The organism is Chromobacterium sp. LK1 (genome assembly GCF_001043555.1).
Taxonomy (GTDB): domain Bacteria; phylum Pseudomonadota; class Gammaproteobacteria; order Burkholderiales; family Chromobacteriaceae; genus Chromobacterium; species Chromobacterium aquaticum.
In genome coordinates, this window is sequence record NZ_LDUI01000033.1 from 29,990 (window position 1) to 47,110 (window position 17,121).

Annotated in this window: 13 protein-coding genes and 2 riboswitches; of the genes, 9 read left to right on the plus strand and 4 right to left on the minus strand. The window is 64.9% G+C overall.

Annotated features, from left to right (window positions below; genetic code table 11):
• The first annotated feature begins 24 nt into the window (after positions 1-24).
• Both VI26_RS14860 and cheD read left to right on the plus strand, forming a co-directional pair.
• Positions 25-1,113, plus strand: coding sequence for a chemotaxis response regulator protein-glutamate methylesterase (locus VI26_RS14860; protein ID WP_048410534.1), 1,089 nt, complete (start codon positions 25-27; stop codon positions 1,111-1,113).
• Positions 1,110-1,718, plus strand: coding sequence for a chemoreceptor glutamine deamidase CheD (gene cheD / locus VI26_RS14865; protein WP_048410535.1), 609 nt, complete (start codon positions 1,110-1,112; stop codon positions 1,716-1,718). The genes VI26_RS14860 and cheD overlap by 4 nt, the downstream gene beginning before the upstream one ends.
• Positions 1,719-1,848: 130 nt before the next feature.
• Here cheD and fdxA read toward each other — a convergent pair whose 3' ends face one another.
• A complete protein-coding gene (fdxA, locus tag VI26_RS14870; RefSeq protein ID WP_048410536.1) occupies positions 1,849-2,172 on the minus strand; it encodes a ferredoxin FdxA in 324 nt (107 codons plus the stop codon).
• Between the two features lie 133 nt (positions 2,173-2,305).
• On the opposite strand from fdxA, the gene gluQRS reads away from it, so the two are divergent.
• Positions 2,306-3,196, plus strand: coding sequence for a tRNA glutamyl-Q(34) synthetase GluQRS (gene gluQRS, locus VI26_RS14875; RefSeq protein ID WP_048410537.1), 891 nt, complete (start codon positions 2,306-2,308; stop codon positions 3,194-3,196).
• A 54-nt stretch (positions 3,197-3,250) separates the two neighbouring features.
• Here the strand turns inward: gluQRS and VI26_RS24610 are convergent, their stop codons facing one another.
• Positions 3,251-3,517 carry a hypothetical protein gene (locus VI26_RS24610; protein ID WP_156183899.1) on the minus strand — a complete coding sequence of 89 codons (267 nt, stop codon included), beginning with the start codon at positions 3,515-3,517 and terminating at the stop codon, positions 3,251-3,253.
• A 75-nt stretch (positions 3,518-3,592) separates the two neighbouring features.
• On the opposite strand from VI26_RS24610, the gene VI26_RS14880 reads away from it, so the two are divergent.
• Together VI26_RS14880 and VI26_RS14885 are read left to right on the plus strand one after the other, a co-directional pair.
• Positions 3,593-4,933 (plus strand): amino acid permease, encoded by a 1,341-nt coding sequence (locus VI26_RS14880; RefSeq protein WP_231462735.1) that lies wholly within the window; start codon positions 3,593-3,595, stop codon positions 4,931-4,933.
• Between the two features lie 141 nt (positions 4,934-5,074).
• Positions 5,075-5,836 carry a M15 family metallopeptidase gene (locus VI26_RS14885; protein ID WP_053074438.1) on the plus strand — a complete coding sequence of 254 codons (762 nt, stop codon included), beginning with the start codon at positions 5,075-5,077 and terminating at the stop codon, positions 5,834-5,836.
• 168 nt (positions 5,837-6,004) lie between these two features.
• On the opposite strand, the gene VI26_RS14890 is transcribed toward VI26_RS14885, so the two are convergent.
• The gene (locus VI26_RS14890; protein WP_048410538.1) at positions 6,005-7,687 is read right to left on the minus strand and encodes a dihydroxyacetone kinase family protein; all 1,683 of its coding nucleotides are present in this window, start codon (positions 7,685-7,687) and stop codon (positions 6,005-6,007) included.
• A gap of 244 nt (positions 7,688-7,931) precedes the next feature.
• Positions 7,932-8,022, plus strand: a riboswitch (glycine riboswitch).
• A 14-nt stretch (positions 8,023-8,036) separates the two neighbouring features.
• Positions 8,037-8,134: riboswitch (glycine riboswitch) on the plus strand.
• A 41-nt stretch (positions 8,135-8,175) separates the two neighbouring features.
• Here VI26_RS14890 and gcvT point away from each other — a divergent pair.
• From gcvT to VI26_RS23305, 4 genes are all read left to right on the plus strand, one after another.
• A complete protein-coding gene (gcvT, locus tag VI26_RS14895; protein ID WP_048410539.1) occupies positions 8,176-9,264 on the plus strand; it encodes a glycine cleavage system aminomethyltransferase GcvT in 1,089 nt (362 codons plus the stop codon).
• Between the two features lie 69 nt (positions 9,265-9,333).
• Positions 9,334-9,720 (plus strand): glycine cleavage system protein GcvH, encoded by a 387-nt coding sequence (gene gcvH / locus VI26_RS14900; RefSeq protein ID WP_048410540.1) that lies wholly within the window; start codon positions 9,334-9,336, stop codon positions 9,718-9,720.
• Between the two features lie 124 nt (positions 9,721-9,844).
• Entirely contained in the window at positions 9,845-12,697 is a 2,853-nt protein-coding gene (gcvP, locus tag VI26_RS14905; protein ID WP_048410541.1) for an aminomethyl-transferring glycine dehydrogenase, read from the plus strand.
• A 169-nt stretch (positions 12,698-12,866) separates the two neighbouring features.
• Positions 12,867-16,292, plus strand: coding sequence for an EAL domain-containing protein (locus VI26_RS23305; RefSeq protein ID WP_197081487.1), 3,426 nt, complete (start codon positions 12,867-12,869; stop codon positions 16,290-16,292).
• On the opposite strand, the gene VI26_RS14915 is transcribed toward VI26_RS23305, so the two are convergent.
• Complete coding sequence (locus VI26_RS14915; RefSeq protein WP_048410604.1) at positions 16,293-17,069, minus strand: ABC transporter substrate-binding protein; 777 nt, start codon at positions 17,067-17,069, stop codon at positions 16,293-16,295. It abuts the gene before it with no gap.
• Positions 17,070-17,121 lie beyond the last annotated feature (52 nt).

Here is a 17,121-nt window from a genome sequence, read left to right on the forward strand (position 1 = left end):
CTATTTATCGATCCGGGAGCGTGGATGGCGCTTGAAAAGAAAATTCGGGTAGTGGTGGTGGACGACTCCGCCCTGATCCGCAATCTGCTGACCTCCATCATCAACGAGGCGCCGGATCTGGAAGTGGTGGCCACCGCGTCCGACCCGCTGATCGCCCGTGAGCGCATCCGCGCGCTGGACCCGGACGTGATCACGCTGGACGTGGAAATGCCGAGGATGGACGGGCTGGAGTTCCTGCGCCGGCTGATGCGGCTGCGGCCCACGCCGGTGTTGATGATTTCCTCCTTGACGCAGCAGGGCTCGGAAGCGACCTTGACCGCGCTGGAACTGGGCGCTATCGACTTCCTGTCCAAGCCGGCGCACGATATCGCGCGCCGGATGGGCGATTACGCCGATGAAATCCGCGACAAGATCCGGGCCGCGGCGGCGGCCAGGGTGCGCGCGCCACATCGCTTTCACCGTCCCGCCAATCCGCCGCCGCCTCCGGTGCCGCCTCCGGTGCCGCCTCTAGGCGCCGGCGCGCAGCAGGCGATGCTGTTTATCGGTGCCTCCACCGGCGGCACCGAGGCGATCCGCGCCTTGCTCAGCGGGCTGCCGGCCGATTGCCCGCCCATCCTGGTGGTGCAGCATATGCCGGAGTATTTCACCGCCGGCTTCGCCGCGCGCTTGAACAGCTATTGCCCGATGCGGGTGAAGGAGGCCGAGGACGGGGAGCCGATCAAGCCCGGTGTCGCCTATATCGCGCCCGGCAACTGGCATATGCGGGTACAGGGCGTGCTGGGCAACTTCCGTATCGCATTGACGCAGGATGAAAAGGTGAACCGGCATCGTCCGTCGGTGGATCCGCTATTCGATTCCGCGGCCGCCTGTCTGGGCAAGCGCGCCATCGGCGTGATTCTGACCGGCATGGGGCGGGACGGCGCGGACGGCATGCGCAAGATGCGCGACGCCGGCGCGGTCACCTTTGGTCAGAACGAGGCCAGCTGCGTGGTGTACGGCATGCCGCGCGAGGCGATGAAGGCCGGCGGCGTGCAACAGGAGTGGCCGCTGGACGCGCTGCCCTCCAAAATCATGGCCTGCCTGTATGGCAAGGCGGAAAAGGCGATGTCATGAACAAGGGCGCGGTGCATTTCGGCAGCCATTCCTATTTTGACAAACATTTTCAAAGCCAGGCGGTGAAAGTGTTCCCCGGCGGTTTCTACGTGACCGGCCAGCAGCAATTGCTGGTCACCTTGCTGGGCTCCTGCGTGGCGGTGTGCATGCTGGACCGGGTGGCCAATGTGGCCGGGATGAACCATTTCCTGCTGCCGGACGGCAGCATCGATGTCGGCGAGGGCGCGTCCGCCGCGCGTTTCGGCGTGCACGCGATGGAGCTGATGATCACCGAAATGCAGAAACTGGGCGCGATGCGCCACCGGATGGAGGCCAAGGTCTTCGGCGGCGGCAATGTGCTGGACGGCATGTCGGTGATGAATGTGGGCGAGCGCAACCGCCGTTTCATTCACGGCTACCTGGACGCGGAAAACATTCCCATCCTGGCCGAGGACTTGCTGGGCGACTGCGCGCGCAAAGTGTACTTCTTCACCGACAGCGGCAAGGTGCTGGTCAAGAAGCTCAAGCGCAGCCGCAGCCTGATCAGCGAGGAAAACCGCTACCGGCAGCAGGTGATGCAGCCGGAGGTGGCGGGCAAGTCGGGGGATATCGAGCTGTTCATCTGAATCGCTTTTCTGAACCGTTCACGATCTCGCGAGCAAGAGCGAGAGCCGCTGAGGAAGGCGGTACATGAGCATTTCGAAGCTGTGCTCACCGTGTCCGCCTCACGACGCGCAGCGGAGCGCGAGCGGATGCTCAGCGCTCCAGGTGTTGCAGCTTGCCCTCAAGCTCGGCCCAGTCCTCATGCTCCGGCAGCGGGTCCTTCTTCTCGGTGATGGTGGGCCAGATCCGGGATAGTTCGGCGTTCAGCGCGATGAAGCCTTCCTGGCCCGGCGGCACGTCGTCCTCGGCGTAAATCGCGTTCACCGGGCATTCCGCCACGCATAGCGTGCAATCTATGCATTCTTCCGGGTCTATCGCCAGGAAATTGGGGCCTTCGTGAAAGCAGTCCACCGGGCAGACATCGACGCAGTCAGTGTATTTGCATTTGATGCAGGCATCGGTTACAACGTAGGCCATGTCCGGCTCCTTGTCGTCGAAACGGGCCGCCGCAAGCTTTGGCGGCCGGGTGATGATTTGAGCGTATCAGTCAACATTATTAGCCAGAAATTCCCTGCGCAAGCCCTGTCCGCCGCAAATTCACATCGCCGTCATGACCATTGCCACTTATCGCGGGCGTTTCGCCCCCAGCCCCACCGGCCTGTTGCATGCCGGTTCCCTGTGTACCGCCGTAGGCAGCTATCTGGAGGCGCGCGCGCGCGGCGGCGAATGGCTGCTGCGGATGGAGGACCTGGACCCGCCGCGGGAAATGGCCGGCGCCGCGGATCATATCCTGCGGACTCTGGACGCTTTCGGCTTCGAATGGGATGGCGAGGTGGCGTACCAGAGCCGTCGCCACGCGCTGTACCGGCATGCGCTGGAGAGGCTGATCGCCTCCGGCCACGCTTATCCGTGCAATTGCACGCGCAAGGACATCGCCGCGCTGGCGCGACGTGGCCTGGACGGCTACGTCTATCCCGGTTTGTGTCGGCAGCGCTCCCCGGAGCAAGGGGGGCGCGCCTGGCGCTTGCGCTTGGCCGACGGGGAGACCTCGCTGCAAGACCGTCTGCAGGGCGTATACAGCCAGAACCTGGCGCGCGACATCGGCGATTTCGTGTTGCTGCGCGCCGATGGCTTGTGGGCGTATCAGCTGGCGGTGGTGGTGGACGACGCCGAGCAAGGTGTTTCCGACGTGGTGCGCGGCGCCGACCTGCTGGTGTCCACGCCGCGCCAGATCGCGGTGCAACAAGCGCTGGGCGTGCCCACCCCCGCTTATTGCCATCTGCCGGTGCTGGTCAATGCCGCCGGGGAAAAACTGTCCAAGCAGACGCTGGCGCCGGCGATTTCCGCCGCCGCCGCCGCCGCGGAACTGCGACAGGCGCTGAGCCGCCTGGGCCATACGCCGCCGCCGGACTGCGGCAGCCTGGCCGAGTTGTGGGCATGGGCGCGCGCCAGTTGGTCGCTGGACCGCGTGCCGGCGGGGCCGATCACCATCGACGCCTGATACCGCGGGCTTGAGTTTTTCTCCTATATTGGCATTGGCGTGAGTCCTGCCGCCTCAGGCTTGGCGGAGGCAGTCCATCCGCGCCGTGCCGCGAAAAAAACACAAATGCGACCTGTTTTTATGTTGGATTTGTGTTCTAATGCCGCCTTTTTTCGCGCATGCGCGCTGGTGCCAACCGCCGTTTCTGTTGACCCCGGTCAAGCGCTCCGTAGAAAGCATGCCCGGCTCGCCGCGCCGCGCCACTATCATGGGCGCTTTTTCTACGGACTTAATCCGTGCTGGAACAGAGCCGGTCAGGCCTATTTCAGTCAGCGCGCGCATGCCATGCACCATGACAGCGCGGAGCGGCCGCGATGAGCGGCGTCCGCAATCGGCAGGCCCGATGGAGACCAAGCCTTGAGCAATGACAATGTAGACAGCAACACCAAGAAGCGGGCGTTGGGCGTGTGGATGTGCACCGCCCTGGTCGTGGGCAATATGATAGGTTCCGGCGTGTTTTTATTGCCTGCCTCCTTGGCGCCGTTCGGCGGCGTGTCGATGATAGGCTGGTTGCTCACCGCCGCCGGCGCGATCTGCCTGGCCTTGGTGTTCGCGCGGCTGGCGGCCATCCTGCCCAAGGAGGGCGGACCTTACGCTTATATACACGAAGCCTTCGGCGGCTTCGCCGGCTTCTGGATCGCCTGGGGCTACTGGATAGCGCTATGGGCCGGCAATGCCGCGCTTGCGGTGGCCGCCACCAGCTATATGCAGGTGTTCATCCCGGCCTTGGGGCATGACAATCTGCTGGCCGGCGCCTTCGCCATCAGCCTGATCTGGATCGTTACCTGGATCAACAGCCGCGGCGCGCGCAGTTCCGGCCTGGTGGCGGTGGTGACCACGCTGTTGAAGCTATTGCCTTTGGCGGCGGTGACCTTTATCGGCTTTTTCCATCTGCAAGCCGATAACATCGTGTTCAATCCGCACGGCAAGCCTTTGCTCAGCTCGGTGTCCGCCACCATGGCGCTGACCTTGTGGGCCTTCCTGGGGCTGGAGTCGGCGTCGGTGCCGGCCGGTGACGTGATCGAGCCGGAGAAGAACATCCCGCGCGCGACGGTGCTGGGCACCCTGATCGCCACCGTGTTGTACATCCTGTCCACGGTATCGCTGATGGGCCTGATGCCGCCGGCGCTGCTGGCCGCCTCGCAAGCGCCGTTCGCCGACGCCGCGCGGTTGATGTGGGGCGATTGGGGTTATTACCTGGTCGGCTTCGGCGCCATCGTGTCCTGCTTCGGCGCGCTCAATGGCTGGAGCCTGATGCAGGCCCATGTGCCGGCCGCCGCCGCGCACGACGGACTGTTCCCGCGCCGTTTCGCGAAGATGAATCGCGAGGGCGTGCCCATCTTCGGCCTGCTGCTGTCCAGCGGGCTGGTGACGGTGCTGATGGCGATGAAGTACGCGGGCGGCGACGGTGGCGTCAAGATTTTCGAATTCATCATCCTGCTGGCCACCGCCACCACCTTGCTGCCTTACGCCTTCTGTTCGATGGCCTTGCTCGCCATCATGCTGATGCGACCGCAGCAATTCCAGCGCAAGGACTTCCTGGCGCCGCTGTGCTTCGCCGGCGTCGGTTTCGCCTATTCGGTGTGGGCCTTGTACGGCTCCGGCGCCGACATCGTGATGTGGGGCATGATTCTGCTGCTGCTGGGCCTGCCGGTCTATGTCTGGCAGGTGAAGGAGCGCTACGCCGATCCGTCTTGAGCGCATGGGCGTTGATTTGAACCACGCGGCCTGGCGCCGCGTTTTTCATGTCCGTCGGTTTTTCGTCATGAGGCCGGATGCTTGCCTATGCCGACCGCAAATGGCTTACTAAGACGCTTTGCTCCGGGAGGAATCCATACCATGAAGATTAGCGCCGCCGCCGATCTGCTCACCGCCATCGACTTCAACTATGCCGCGCCGGATGCCGCGACCCTGGCGCGGATGCGCGAGCAAAGCGCGCCTTGCGCGCTGTTGCGCGCAGATGGGCTGCTGCCGGAAAACAGTTATCACCGCGCCGGCCGCAAGGGTTGCGCCGAGCCGATGCTGGCGCGGGAGTTCGTCGCGCGCCGCTTGCGCGAGGCCGCGGCGCGCTTGGCGCCGGGCTACGGACTGCAGCTGTTCGATGCTTATCGCAGCCGCGAAACCCAGGCCGATCTGTTCCAGATGGTGCTGGCCGATGTGGCCGCCGCGCATCCGGACTGGGACGCGGAGGCGGTGGAGCGTCAGGCGCGCATGTTCGCCGCCCACCCCGATGACACCGCCCGCTTCGCGGTGCTGCCGCATAACTCTGGAGGCGCGATTGATCTGGCCATCTGCCGGCTGGACACGGGTGAGATGTGCGATTTCGGCACCGGTTTCGACGCGGCGGAGCCGGCGTCGCGCAGCGATTTCTTCGAGGCGGAGCCGGACCCGACGCATGGTTTCTCGTCTGAGCGCTGGCTGAGGGTGCGCCACAACCGCCGCGTGTTGTTCAATTTGATGAAGCAGGCCGGCTTCAGCAATTACCACGAGGAATGGTGGCACTACGATCTGGGCGACTGTTTGTGGGCGCAGGCGATGGGCAGGGCCTGGATCTATCCGTCGATGGAAGCGGAAGCGGCGGCGCTGCTCGAGCACGCTTGATTGACGCGGCCGCCGTGCCCTGGAGAGCGCGGCGGCCCGCATCGGACTTAGGATCTGCTGCGCGTCGGCGATACGGCGTTGAAAACACTCATTACCGTTTGTACGTTCCGCTTTGTCGCTCGTTTTCGCCTTGTCTCGCTTTTGCTCGCGAGACTTTGAACCGGCATCTTAGCCGGCCAAGACTTTCAGCCAGACCAGCGCGGCGCTGGCGCCGGCATCGGGCACGCCCAGCGTCCGCTCGCCCAGGTAACTGGCGCGGCCCAGGCGCGGCCGCATCGCGGCGGTGGCGGCGCAGCCATGCTCAGCCGCCTCCAGCGCCGCGCGCCAGGCCGCGGCGGGGGGATGGCCGGCCTCCAGAGCGGTGCTGAACGCATCGGCGGCTGGCGACAAGGCGTCCAGCATGGTGCGGTCGCCCACTTGCGCGCCGCCCAGTTCCGCGATGGCGGCAACGCCGTCCTTGAAGGCCGCGGCCCAGTCGCGTGCTCCGGGCGCCGGCACCGTTTCCAGTCGTCGCGCCGCGCGCAGCAAGGCGGTGGAGTAGAACGGACCGGAACTACCGGCTATCGCCTGGCGCAAGGCCTGGCCCACCGCGCGCAAGGCGATGTCGGGCGCGCTCCAGGCCGCGTCGGGCAAGGCGCGGATCGCCGCGGCGCCGCGTTGCATGCTGATGCCCAGGTCGCCATCGCCGCAGGCCGCGTCCAGTTCGGTGAGCAGGGGTTCGGCGGCATCCAGCGCGGCGGCGGCGGCCAAGGCGGCGCGGCGCAAGCCGGGCAGGGCTGGCCCTTGCGGCGGTGCTTCGGCGGCGCTGGCTGCCGTCGCGCGCAGCTGGCGTTGCGCAGGGATGCGGCCGGCGCCGGGCCAGGCCGGCGCCAGGGTGGCTTGGTCCAGCCAGCTCAAACGCTGATCATCCAGCGCCAGCAGCGATAGCGAGCAGCCAGGCATTTCCAGCGCGGTCATGAAGTTGCCGCTCCAAGCGCGCTCCACCAGGAGGCCGCGCAGACGCAGATGAGCCAGCGCCGCGCGGGCGACGATGGCGAGCTCCATCGGCGGCGTGCCGCCCAGGCCGTTGACCAGCAGCGCCACCCGCTGTCCCGGGAGCCAGCCGCGGTCTTGCAGGATGGCGTCCAGCAAGGTCGCGCACAAATCGGCGGCCGATGGCGTCGCCACGCGGCGCACGCCGGCCTCGCCGTGTATGCCCAGGCCCAGTTCCGCCTCTCCGCTGTCCAGTTGAAAGCTGGGGCGGCCGGTGGCCGGCACGGTGCAGGCGCCCAGGCCCACGCCCATGGTGGCCACCTGTTCCGCCGCCTGCCGCGCGGCGGCGGCGACCTCGGCCAGATCGGCGCCGGAGGCGGCCGCCGCGCCGGCGATCTTGTGCACCAGCACCGTGCCGGCGATGCCGCGTCGGCGCGCCGGTTCCACCGTGTCGCGCAGCGCCACGTCATCGGCCACCACCACGCTGTCCACCGCTATGCCCTCGGCGCGGGCCAGCTCCGCCGCCAGGCCGAAGTTGAGCCGATCGCCGGTGTAGTTCTTGATGATCAGCAGCACGCCCTTGGGGCCGGCGACGGCGCGGATCGCCGCCAGCACGGTGTCGACGCTGGGCGAGGTGAACACATCGCCCACCGCGGCGGCGTCCAGCATGCCGTGGCCGATATAGCCGGCGTGAGCCGGCTCATGGCCGCTGCCGCCGCCGGAAATGAGCGCCACCTTGTCGCGCAGGCCGCCGATCGGGAAGTCCGCCCGCAGCAGCACGTTTTCTTCCTCCAGCAGCGCCAGGCCGGGCAGAGTATCGGCCAGGCCTTCCAGCATTTCCCGCGCCACCTGACGTGGGTCGTTGATCAGTTTTCGCATCGTGGTTTCCTTTCCATTCCGGGTAGCGGTGTTGGTTCGATAAGATGGATGTCATCTTACGTCCTGCGCGAGTTTCATGGTGGCGCTGTCGATTTTGTGATCAATAATGAAAATATTATGTTCGAAATCGGTATTAAACGAAGCTATTGATGTTCAGTGTTTTGCGATTAAGAACATTTCAAGTCCTTGTTTAAGCTGAAGATAAACACGGCTTGCCAAGCCCTGGCACAGCAACCATAATCTGGCACGTCATGCAGGAGAGAGTGGCCGCCGCGCCACCGCCGAAGGCGCAAGCGCACCCGCAATCGCTCAGGCAAAAGGACTGCATCATCGAGCTGGCCGCAGCCAGCTTGCCGAATCTGGAGAGCGGCATCCAACGGATGCCCACCGAAGGGGCTAACGGCCGCAAGGCCGGAAAATCTCAGGTGCAGGGACAGAGGGGTGTAGGGAATAGAGCAACACTACACGCTTTTGCTAAGGATGCACCGATGACGGCCCTGAAACGCACCCCCCTATTTGATGCCCATGTCGCCGCTGGCGCCAAGATCGTCGACTTCGCCGGCTGGGAAATGCCCATTCACTACGGCTCCCAGCTCAAAGAGCACGAGATCGTGCGCAGCGACGCCGGCATGTTCGACGTGTCCCACATGACGGTGCTGGACATCAGCGGCCCGGACGCCAAGGCCTGGCTGCAGCGCTTGATCGCCAACGACGTGGCCAAGCTCGGCTTCGAGGGCAAGGCTCTGTATTCCGGCATGCTCACACCCGAAGGCACCGTGGTCGACGACCTGATCGTCTACCTGACCTCCTATGGTTACCGCATGGTGATCAACGCCGGCACCACCGACAAGGACCTGGCCTGGATGGCGCGCCACAAGGGCGACTTCAATGTAGAGATCAAGCCGCGTCGCGACCTGGCCATCTTGGCGGTGCAAGGCCCGCAGGCGATCGCCAAGGTCTGCGCGGTCAAGCCCGAGCTGGCCGCCGTCATCCAAGCTTTGAAACCGTTCCAGGGTCAGCCCGTCGGCGACTGGTTCTATGCCCGCACTGGCTACACCGGCGAAGACGGCCTGGAAGTGATGCTGCCAGGTGACGAAGCCGCGGCCTTCTTCCAGCAACTGCAAGCCGCCGGCGTGGCGCCGATAGGCCTGGGCGCGCGCGACACCCTGCGCCTGGAGGCCGGCATGAATCTCTACGGCCACGATATGGATGAAACCGTTTCCCCGCTGGAAGCCGGCATGGCTTGGACCATCGCCTGGGAGCCGGCCGAGCGCGACTTCATCGGCCGCAAGGCGCTGGAAGCGCAGAAGGCGGCCGGCGTGCAGAGCAAGCAGGTCGGCCTGGTGCTGGAAGGGCGCGGCGTGTTGCGCGAAGGCCTGAAAGTGGTGGTGGAAGGCGTCGGTGAAGGCGTGATCACCAGCGGCACTTTCTCGCCCACCCTCAAGCATTCGATCGCCATCGCGCGGGTGCCGGCCGGCATCGGCGACAAGGCGCTGGTGGACCTGCGCGGCACGCTGACCGAGGTGCGCGTCGTCAAAATGCCGTTCGTGCGCAATGGCAAGAAAGTTTTCGCCTGAGCCGACAGGCCGGGCTGGCCGCGCAGCGGCCGACGAATATCGTTGACACGGATTTGATTGGAGACACTCATGAGCAACATCCCCGCCGAACTCAAATATGTTGAAAGCCACGAATGGCTGCGTCTGGAAGCCGACGGCTCCGTGACCGTGGGCATTACCGAGCACGCGCAAGAACTGCTGGGCGACATCGTTTTCGTCGAACTGCCGAAAGTGGGCGCCAAGCTCGCCAAGGAAGAGCAGGCCGGCGTGGTGGAATCGGTGAAGGCCGCTTCCGATATCTACTGTCCGGTTGCCGGCGAGGTGCTGGCCATCAACGAAGAGCTGGAGGCCGAACCGGAACTGGCCAATAGCGAGCCCTACGGCGCCGGCTGGTTCTTCAAGATCAAGCCGGCCAATCCGGCGGATCTGGACGCGCTGATGGATGCAGCGGCCTACTCCAAGGAAATCGGCGCCTGATAGCCGCAGCAAGCCCCGCAGTCGCCGCGCGACGCGGGGTTTTTTCATGGTTTCACCGCTTGTGTCCCGTTGCCGCCGCGCCATTCAGGCGCGGTGCGCGCGGCCAAGACAAAAGGCTTGATTTATGTCGCTCTCCGAACTTTTCAATCGCAAGGAATTCATCGCCCGCCACATCGGTCCGTCCGACGCCGAACGCAGCGAGATGATGGCCGTGGTCGGCGTCGCGTCCATCGACGAACTGGTGGCGCAGACGCTGCCGGCCGACATTCGTCTGAACCGCAAGCTGGAGCTGCCGGATCCGATGCCGGAAGCCGAGGCGCTGGCCGCGTTGAAGGTTGTCGCCGCCAAGAACGTGGTCAACAAATCCTTCATCGGCCAGGGCTATTACCCGGTGCTGACCCCGACGGTGATCCTGCGCAATCTGCTGGAAAACCCGGGCTGGTACACCGCTTACACCCCGTACCAGGCCGAGATCGCCCAGGGGCGCCTGGAAGCGCTGCTGAACTTCCAGCAAATGGTGATAGACCTGACCGGCCTGGAGCTGGCCAACGCCTCCTTGCTGGACGAGGCCACCGCCGCCGCCGAGGCGATGGCGATGGCGCGCCGCGTGTCCAAGGCCAAGTCCGGCCAGTTCTTCGTCGACAGCCGGGTGCTGCCGCAAACCCTGGATGTGATGCGGACTCGCGCCAAGTACTTCGGTTTCGAGCTGGTGCTTGGCCATCCGGAGGAGGCCGGCAACGGTGAATACTTCGGCGCGCTGTTCCAATATCCGGGCGAAGCCGGCGATCTTATCGATCTGACCCCGCATATCGCCGCGGTCAAGGCCAAGGGCGCGGTGGCGGTGGTGGCAGCCGACATCATGGCGCTGGTGGCGTTGAAATCGCCGGGCGAGATGGGGGCGGACGTGGCCATCGGCAATACCCAGCGCTTTGGCGTGCCCATGGGCTTCGGCGGCCCGCACGCCGCCTACTTCGCGTTCAAGGACGAGATGAAGCGCTCGGCGCCGGGCCGCATCATCGGCGTGTCGGTGGACGCCAAGGGCAAGACCGCGCTGCGCATGGCGCTGCAGACTCGAGAGCAGCATATCCGCCGCGAGAAGGCCAACTCCAATATCTGCACCAGCCAGGTGCTGCTGGCCAATATCGCCGGCATGTACGCGGTGTACCACGGTCCGGAGGGCGTCAAGCGCATCTCCGCCCGCATCCACCGCTTGGCAGCCATCTTCGCGCACGCGGTCAAGACCGCCGGCGGCAAGCTGGTGTTCGACCGCTTCTTCGACACGGTGCAGGTTGAACTGCCCAAGGCCGATGCCGTGTATCAGGCGGCGCTGGCCGCCGGCTACAATCTGCGCCGCGCCGGCGGCAATGTGCTGGGCGTCGCCTTCCACGAGGCGGCCAGCGAGGCCGACCTGGTTCGCCTGATCGAGCTGTTCACCGGCAAGAGCGCCGATATCGCCGCGCTCGACGCCGCCGCGGCCGATGCGATTCCGGCCGGGCTGAAGCGCGAATCCGCCTTCATGAGCCACCCGGTGTTCAACACCCACCATAGCGAGCACGAGATGCTGCGCTATATGAAGAAGCTGGAAAGCCGCGACCTGGCGATGAATCACTCGATGATCTCGCTGGGCAGCTGCACCATGAAGCTGAACGCCACCAGCGAGATGATCCCGATCACCTGGCCGGAGTTCGCCAATATGCATCCGTTCGCGCCGCGCGAACAGACGGTGGGTTATCTGGAAATGATCGCCGGCCTGGAAACGCAGCTGCGCGCGATCACCGGTTTCGACATCATTTCGATGCAGCCCAACTCCGGCGCCCAGGGCGAATACGCCGGCCTGCTGGCGATCAGCCGTTATCATGAGTCGCGCGGCGACAGCCAGCGCAATATCTGCCTGATTCCGCGCTCAGCCCACGGCACCAATCCGGCCACCGCGCAGATGATGAATATGCAGGTGGTGGTGGTGGATTGCGACGAGGCCGGCAACGTTGATGTCGCCGACCTGAAGGCCAAGGCCGAGCAGCATTCGGCACAGCTGGCGGCGCTGATGATCACCTACCCGTCCACCCATGGCGTGTTCGAGCAGCCTATCCGTGAAATCTGCGAGATCATCCATCAGCACGGCGGCCAGGTGTATATGGACGGCGCCAACCTCAACGCCCAGGTGGGCCTGTGCCGTCCGGCCGACATCGGCGCCGACGTGTCGCACATGAACCTGCACAAGACCTTCTGCATCCCGCATGGCGGCGGCGGTCCGGGCATGGGGCCCATCGGTCTGAAAGCGCACCTGGCTCCGTTCATCGCCAACCACGTGGTGGCGTCGGTGCCCACCGCCCAGCCGGGCCAGACCGCGGTATCGGCCGCGCCGTTCGGCTCCGCTTCCATCCTGCCGATCTCCTATATGTACATCGCGATGATGGGCGCGGAAGGCATGAAGCAGGCCACCGAGAATGCCTTGCTGTCCGCCAACTACGTGGCGACCAGGCTGTCCGAGCATTTCCCGGTGCTGTACACCGGCGCCAATGGCCGCGTCGCTCACGAATGCATCATCGATCTGCGCCCGCTCAAGGCCGCCAGCGGCGTGACCGAGGTGGACGTGGCCAAGCGGTTGATGGACTACGGCTTCCACGCGCCGACGATGAGCTTCCCGGTACCGGGCACGCTGATGATAGAGCCGACCGAGTCCGAGCCCAAGGCGGAGCTGGACCGCTTCATCGCGGCGATGGCGGCCATCCGTCAGGAAATCGAGCAAGTGCAGAATGGCGCGTGGCCGGCGGACAATAATCCGCTGTGCAATGCGCCGCACAGCAAGGCCGATATCGCCGGCGACTGGGAGCGTCCGTATAGCCGTGAAACCGGCCTGTTCCCGCTGCCCTATGTGCTGGAAAACAAGTTCTGGCCCAGCGTCAATCGCATCGATGACGTTTATGGCGACCGTAATCTGGTGTGCAGCTGCCCGTCGACTGACAGCTACGCCTGATCAGCACAGCCCTTACGCGCAACCCCGGCCATGGCCGGGGTTTTTTTGCGCGTTGCGGTATGGAGCCAGCGCTGGAGTTGAGCGGATATACGGCTATCATATTTAATGGAGCGATATGATGGCAGCGTCGCTGCCCGTGCTCCGCGAAACCGATCAAAAGGAGGCTGCGTTGGCGTTGAATGCGCAGGCTGCGATTGCCGCCCCGGATTTTCAGATGCTGTTCGAACAGGCGCCCAGCCTGTATTTGGTGCTGGACGTCGATTTCAACGTGCTAGCCGCCAGCGACGTCTATCTGCAGACGACGTTGACCCGGCGCGAGTCCATTCTTGGGCGCAATCTGTTCGATATCTTCCCGGTCAACCCCGACGAACCGGAAGGCGAAGGCTCGCGCAATCTGCGCATTTCCCTGCAACGCGTGTTGGCGACCGGGCAGGAAGACAGCATGGCAATGCAGAAATACGATATTCCCAGGGAGGACGGCAGTTTTGAAGAGCGTTATTGGAGCCCGACGAACTGGCCGGTGAAGCGTGCCGACGGCAGCGTGGCCTGCATCATGCACAGCGTGCAGGATGTCAGCGAGTTTGTGCGGCTGCGCGGCCTGCAAGCGCAGGCGGAGCTGGCGGGAGAAGAGCTGCAGAACAATGCTGCGGCGCTGGAGGCTGAAATGGTGAATCAGCATGCGCTGATCGCCCGAGCCAACACCAATCTGAAGGAGTCCAACAGCGAGCTGGCCCGGCTGAATCAGCAGATGCGTGAGCTGGACCAGATGAAAACCCGCTTTTTCGCCAATGTCAGCCACGAATTGCGCACGCCGCTGACGCTGATCCTGGGCCAGGTCGAACGCTTTCTGTCCGGGCAGGCGGAACCGGGCGACACTCCCAATCTATCGCTGATCCAGCGTCAGGCGCGCTTGCTGCTGCAGCAGGTCAACGACTTGCTCGACGTGGCCAAGCTGGATGCCGGGGAGCTGCGGCTGCGCTATGTGCAACTGAACCTGGCCGAACTGGTGCGCCATGTCGCTTCTTATTTCGACTCCCTGGCCAGCGATCGCGACATCGTTTACCAAGTAGAGGCGCCGGCGGTGCTGCCGGCGCAGGCGGACGCGATCAAGCTGCAGCGCGTGCTGCTGAACCTGCTGTCCAATGCGTTCAAATTCACGCCGGACGGCGGCCGAATCCGCATTGCGCTAGAACCGAGGCGGCAGCAAGCGTGGATCACGGTGCAGGATACCGGCCCCGGCGTGCCGGCCGAGATGCGCGACAAGGTGTTCGAGCGTTTCGTGCAAGTGGAGGACGGCGATTACAGCCGCCATGGCGGCACCGGTCTTGGCCTCGCCATCGTCAAGGAGTTTGTCGAGCTGCATCACGGCGAAGTGCGCTTGAACGCCGCGGAGGGCGGTGGCGCCTTGTTCCGCCTGGAACTGCCCTTGACGGCGCCGGCGGGGGTGGAGGTGGCGCCGGAGGATCTGAAGCTGGACGATCTGCTGGCCGGCGGCGTGCTGCCCCTGAGCGGCACGCCGCAAAGCGCGGTGCTGCCGCTGCCGGACAACGGCGCGCAGCCGCTGGTATTGCTGGTGGAGGACAATGTCGATATGAGCGCCTTCATCGCCAGCGCCTTGGGTCGGCATTACCGGGTGCTGACCGCGCCGGAAGGAAGAAGGGGGATGCAACTGGCGCTGAGCGAGCAGCCGGACTTGATCATCAGCGATCTGATGATGCCGGGCATGGGCGGCGAAGCGCTGGTGGCCGCGCTGCGCGGCAACTGGCAGACCGAGGATATTCCGGTGGTGATGTTGTCGGCGCGCGCTGACGATGCCTTGCGGCTGCAGATGCTGCAAAGCAGCGTGCAGGAGTTCTTGTACAAGCCGTTCTCGGTGGGCGAACTGCTGGCGCGGGTGGGGCGGTTGATTGGCGAGCGCCGCCGTTCGGCGCTGCGCTTGAAGCAGGCGTTGTACGCGGCGGAGCAGATCGCCTGGGAGCTGGACCTGGACGATGGCGCGCTGCAGGAGGAAGGGCCGGTGGGGCGGATGTTCGGGGAGGCGGACGACTACCGTCATGGCTGCCTGGACAATTTGCTGCGGCAGATCCATCCCGAAGATCTGGAGGAGTTGCGCCAGCGCTGGCTGGTGTTGCCGGCGCGCCAGGGCGAGAACCATCACGAATGTCAGTTTCGGGTGTCCTTGCCGGACGGCGGTCATGCCTGGGTACAGGTCAGCGCCAGCCTGTGGCGGGACGCCGACGGCAGCCCGCGGCGCGCGATGGGTTTTGCCCGTGACATTTCCGCGCTCAAACGCACGCAGCTCAATATCGAGTTTCTGGCCAAGCACGACAGCCTGACCCAGTTGCCGAACCGGGTGCAATTGAATGAGCGCCTGCATCTGAGCCTGGCGCGCCATCAGCGCTTGCAGCGCCGACTCTACCTGTTGCTGGTGGATCTGGACGATTTCCGTTTCATCAACGACAACCTGGGGCACGAGGTCGGCGACCAATTGCTGCGCATCGTCGCCGAGCGCTTGCGCGCCTGCATGCGCGGCGGCGATCCGCTGTTCCGCATCGGTGGCGACGAGTTCGTGGTGCTGGCCGAAGAGGCCGACGACGCCACCGCCGCCGGCCTGGCCGAGCGGGTGCTGGAAGCCTTGTCGGCGCCGTATCAGGAAGGCGACCATCGCTACTTCCTGTCCGCCAGCATCGGCATCAGCAGCTATCCGGCCGACGCGGACTCCCCGGAAGGCTTGATGCGCTACGCCGATATGGCGATGTACCGGGCCAAGTATGGCGGCAAGAACGGCTTTTGTTTCTTCGCAGCCGATATGGCGGACGGAGTGCGGCAGCGGTTGCAGACCGAAACCGGGCTGCGGCAGGCGCTGCAGCGTGGCGAACTGCGGCTGGAGTACCAGCCGCAGCTGACCTTGCGCGGTCAGGACATGCTGGGGGTGGAGGCATTGCTGCGCTGGGAGTTCGAGGGCCGCAAGCAGTCGCCAGCCCATTTCATCGGCATTGCCGAGAAAACCGGCCTGATCATCGATATCGACGAATACGTATTCCGCAGCGTCTGCCGCCAAGTCGTGGCCTGGCGCAACAGCGGCTTGCCGCCCTGGCGCATCAGCGTCAATCTGTCGGCGCGTTTTTTCTGTCTGCCGGACTCGGTGGCGCGGCTTAGCGCCATCATCGCGGAGTGCGGCGCGGGACCGGAACAGCTATGCCTGGAAATCACCGAGGGCACGCTGATGGATGTGGACAGCGCGATGAAGACGCTGCCGGCGCTCAAGCGCATGGGCTTTCATGTCAGTGTCGACGACTTTGGCACCGGCTTCTCTTCGCTGTCCTATCTGAAGCGCTTGCCCATCGATGAGTTGAAGATAGACCGCAGCTTCATCATGCGGCTGGATAGCGACGAGCGCGATCTGGCCATGGTGGCCGCCATCGTGTCGATGGCGGAAAGCCTGGGCCTGCAAGTGCTGGCCGAGGGAGTGGAGACCGAATCCCAGCATGAACTGCTGCTGGCGCGCGGCTGCCATAGCGGCCAAGGCTATCTGTACTCGCCGTCGCTGCCGCCGGCGCAACTGGTGGCGTGGTGGCGCGGCCGTTTCGAGTGATCAGGGCGCTGCCGGACTGAGGCCGGGCACCGGCTCGCCCGGCAGCCAGCGCCGGTACAGCGCGGCGAAGCTGCCGTCTCGCTTCATCTCGTCCAGCGCCTGCTGCCAGGTCTTGACCACCGCGTCCGGCGTCTGGCGCGAAAAAGCGATATAGCCGTAAGTATGGGAAAAGGTCAGCGCCTTGCGCACCTGGGCGGGATCGAAACCCTGTTGTCTGAGTTGGTGGGGCAGGGTGGTGTTCTCGCTGACGATGACATCAGCGCGCTTGCGCATCAGCATGGTCAGCAATTGGTCCGGCGTGGCCACGGTGCTCAGATTGGCAAAATTCTGCGCGGCCAGCAGCTGTTGCAGATACCAGTCGCGCACCACCATGATCTGCGGCAGCTTGCGGGCGTCGTCCAGCGTTTGCAGCTTGATATTGCTGTCGCGCCGCACAAACAGACAACCCAGGGTTTCGGTCACCGGACCCACCCATTTGAACAGGCGCTCTCGCTCCGGTGTGCGATTGGTGTTGAACAGCACGGTATTCGGCTGCTGCTGCGCCTGGCGGTAGCCGCGCGCCCATGGCACCACCGCGATGGGGTCGTGGTTGCCGACGCGGCGCTGTATGCCTTGCACCACTTCGACCACCAGGCCGCCCGGCTTGCCGTCCTGCTCGAAGGTCAGCGGCGGGTCGTTCTCGGTCAGGATTTCCAGCATAGGGCCAGGCGCCGCCCGCAATGGCATGGCGACGAGGCAGGCGATAAACAGGTTTAGCAGGCAGTGGCGACGTGTCATGGCGGTGCGCTTCGTGTTCTGGCTGTCCGCTTTGACTGTAGCGGCAATTTGC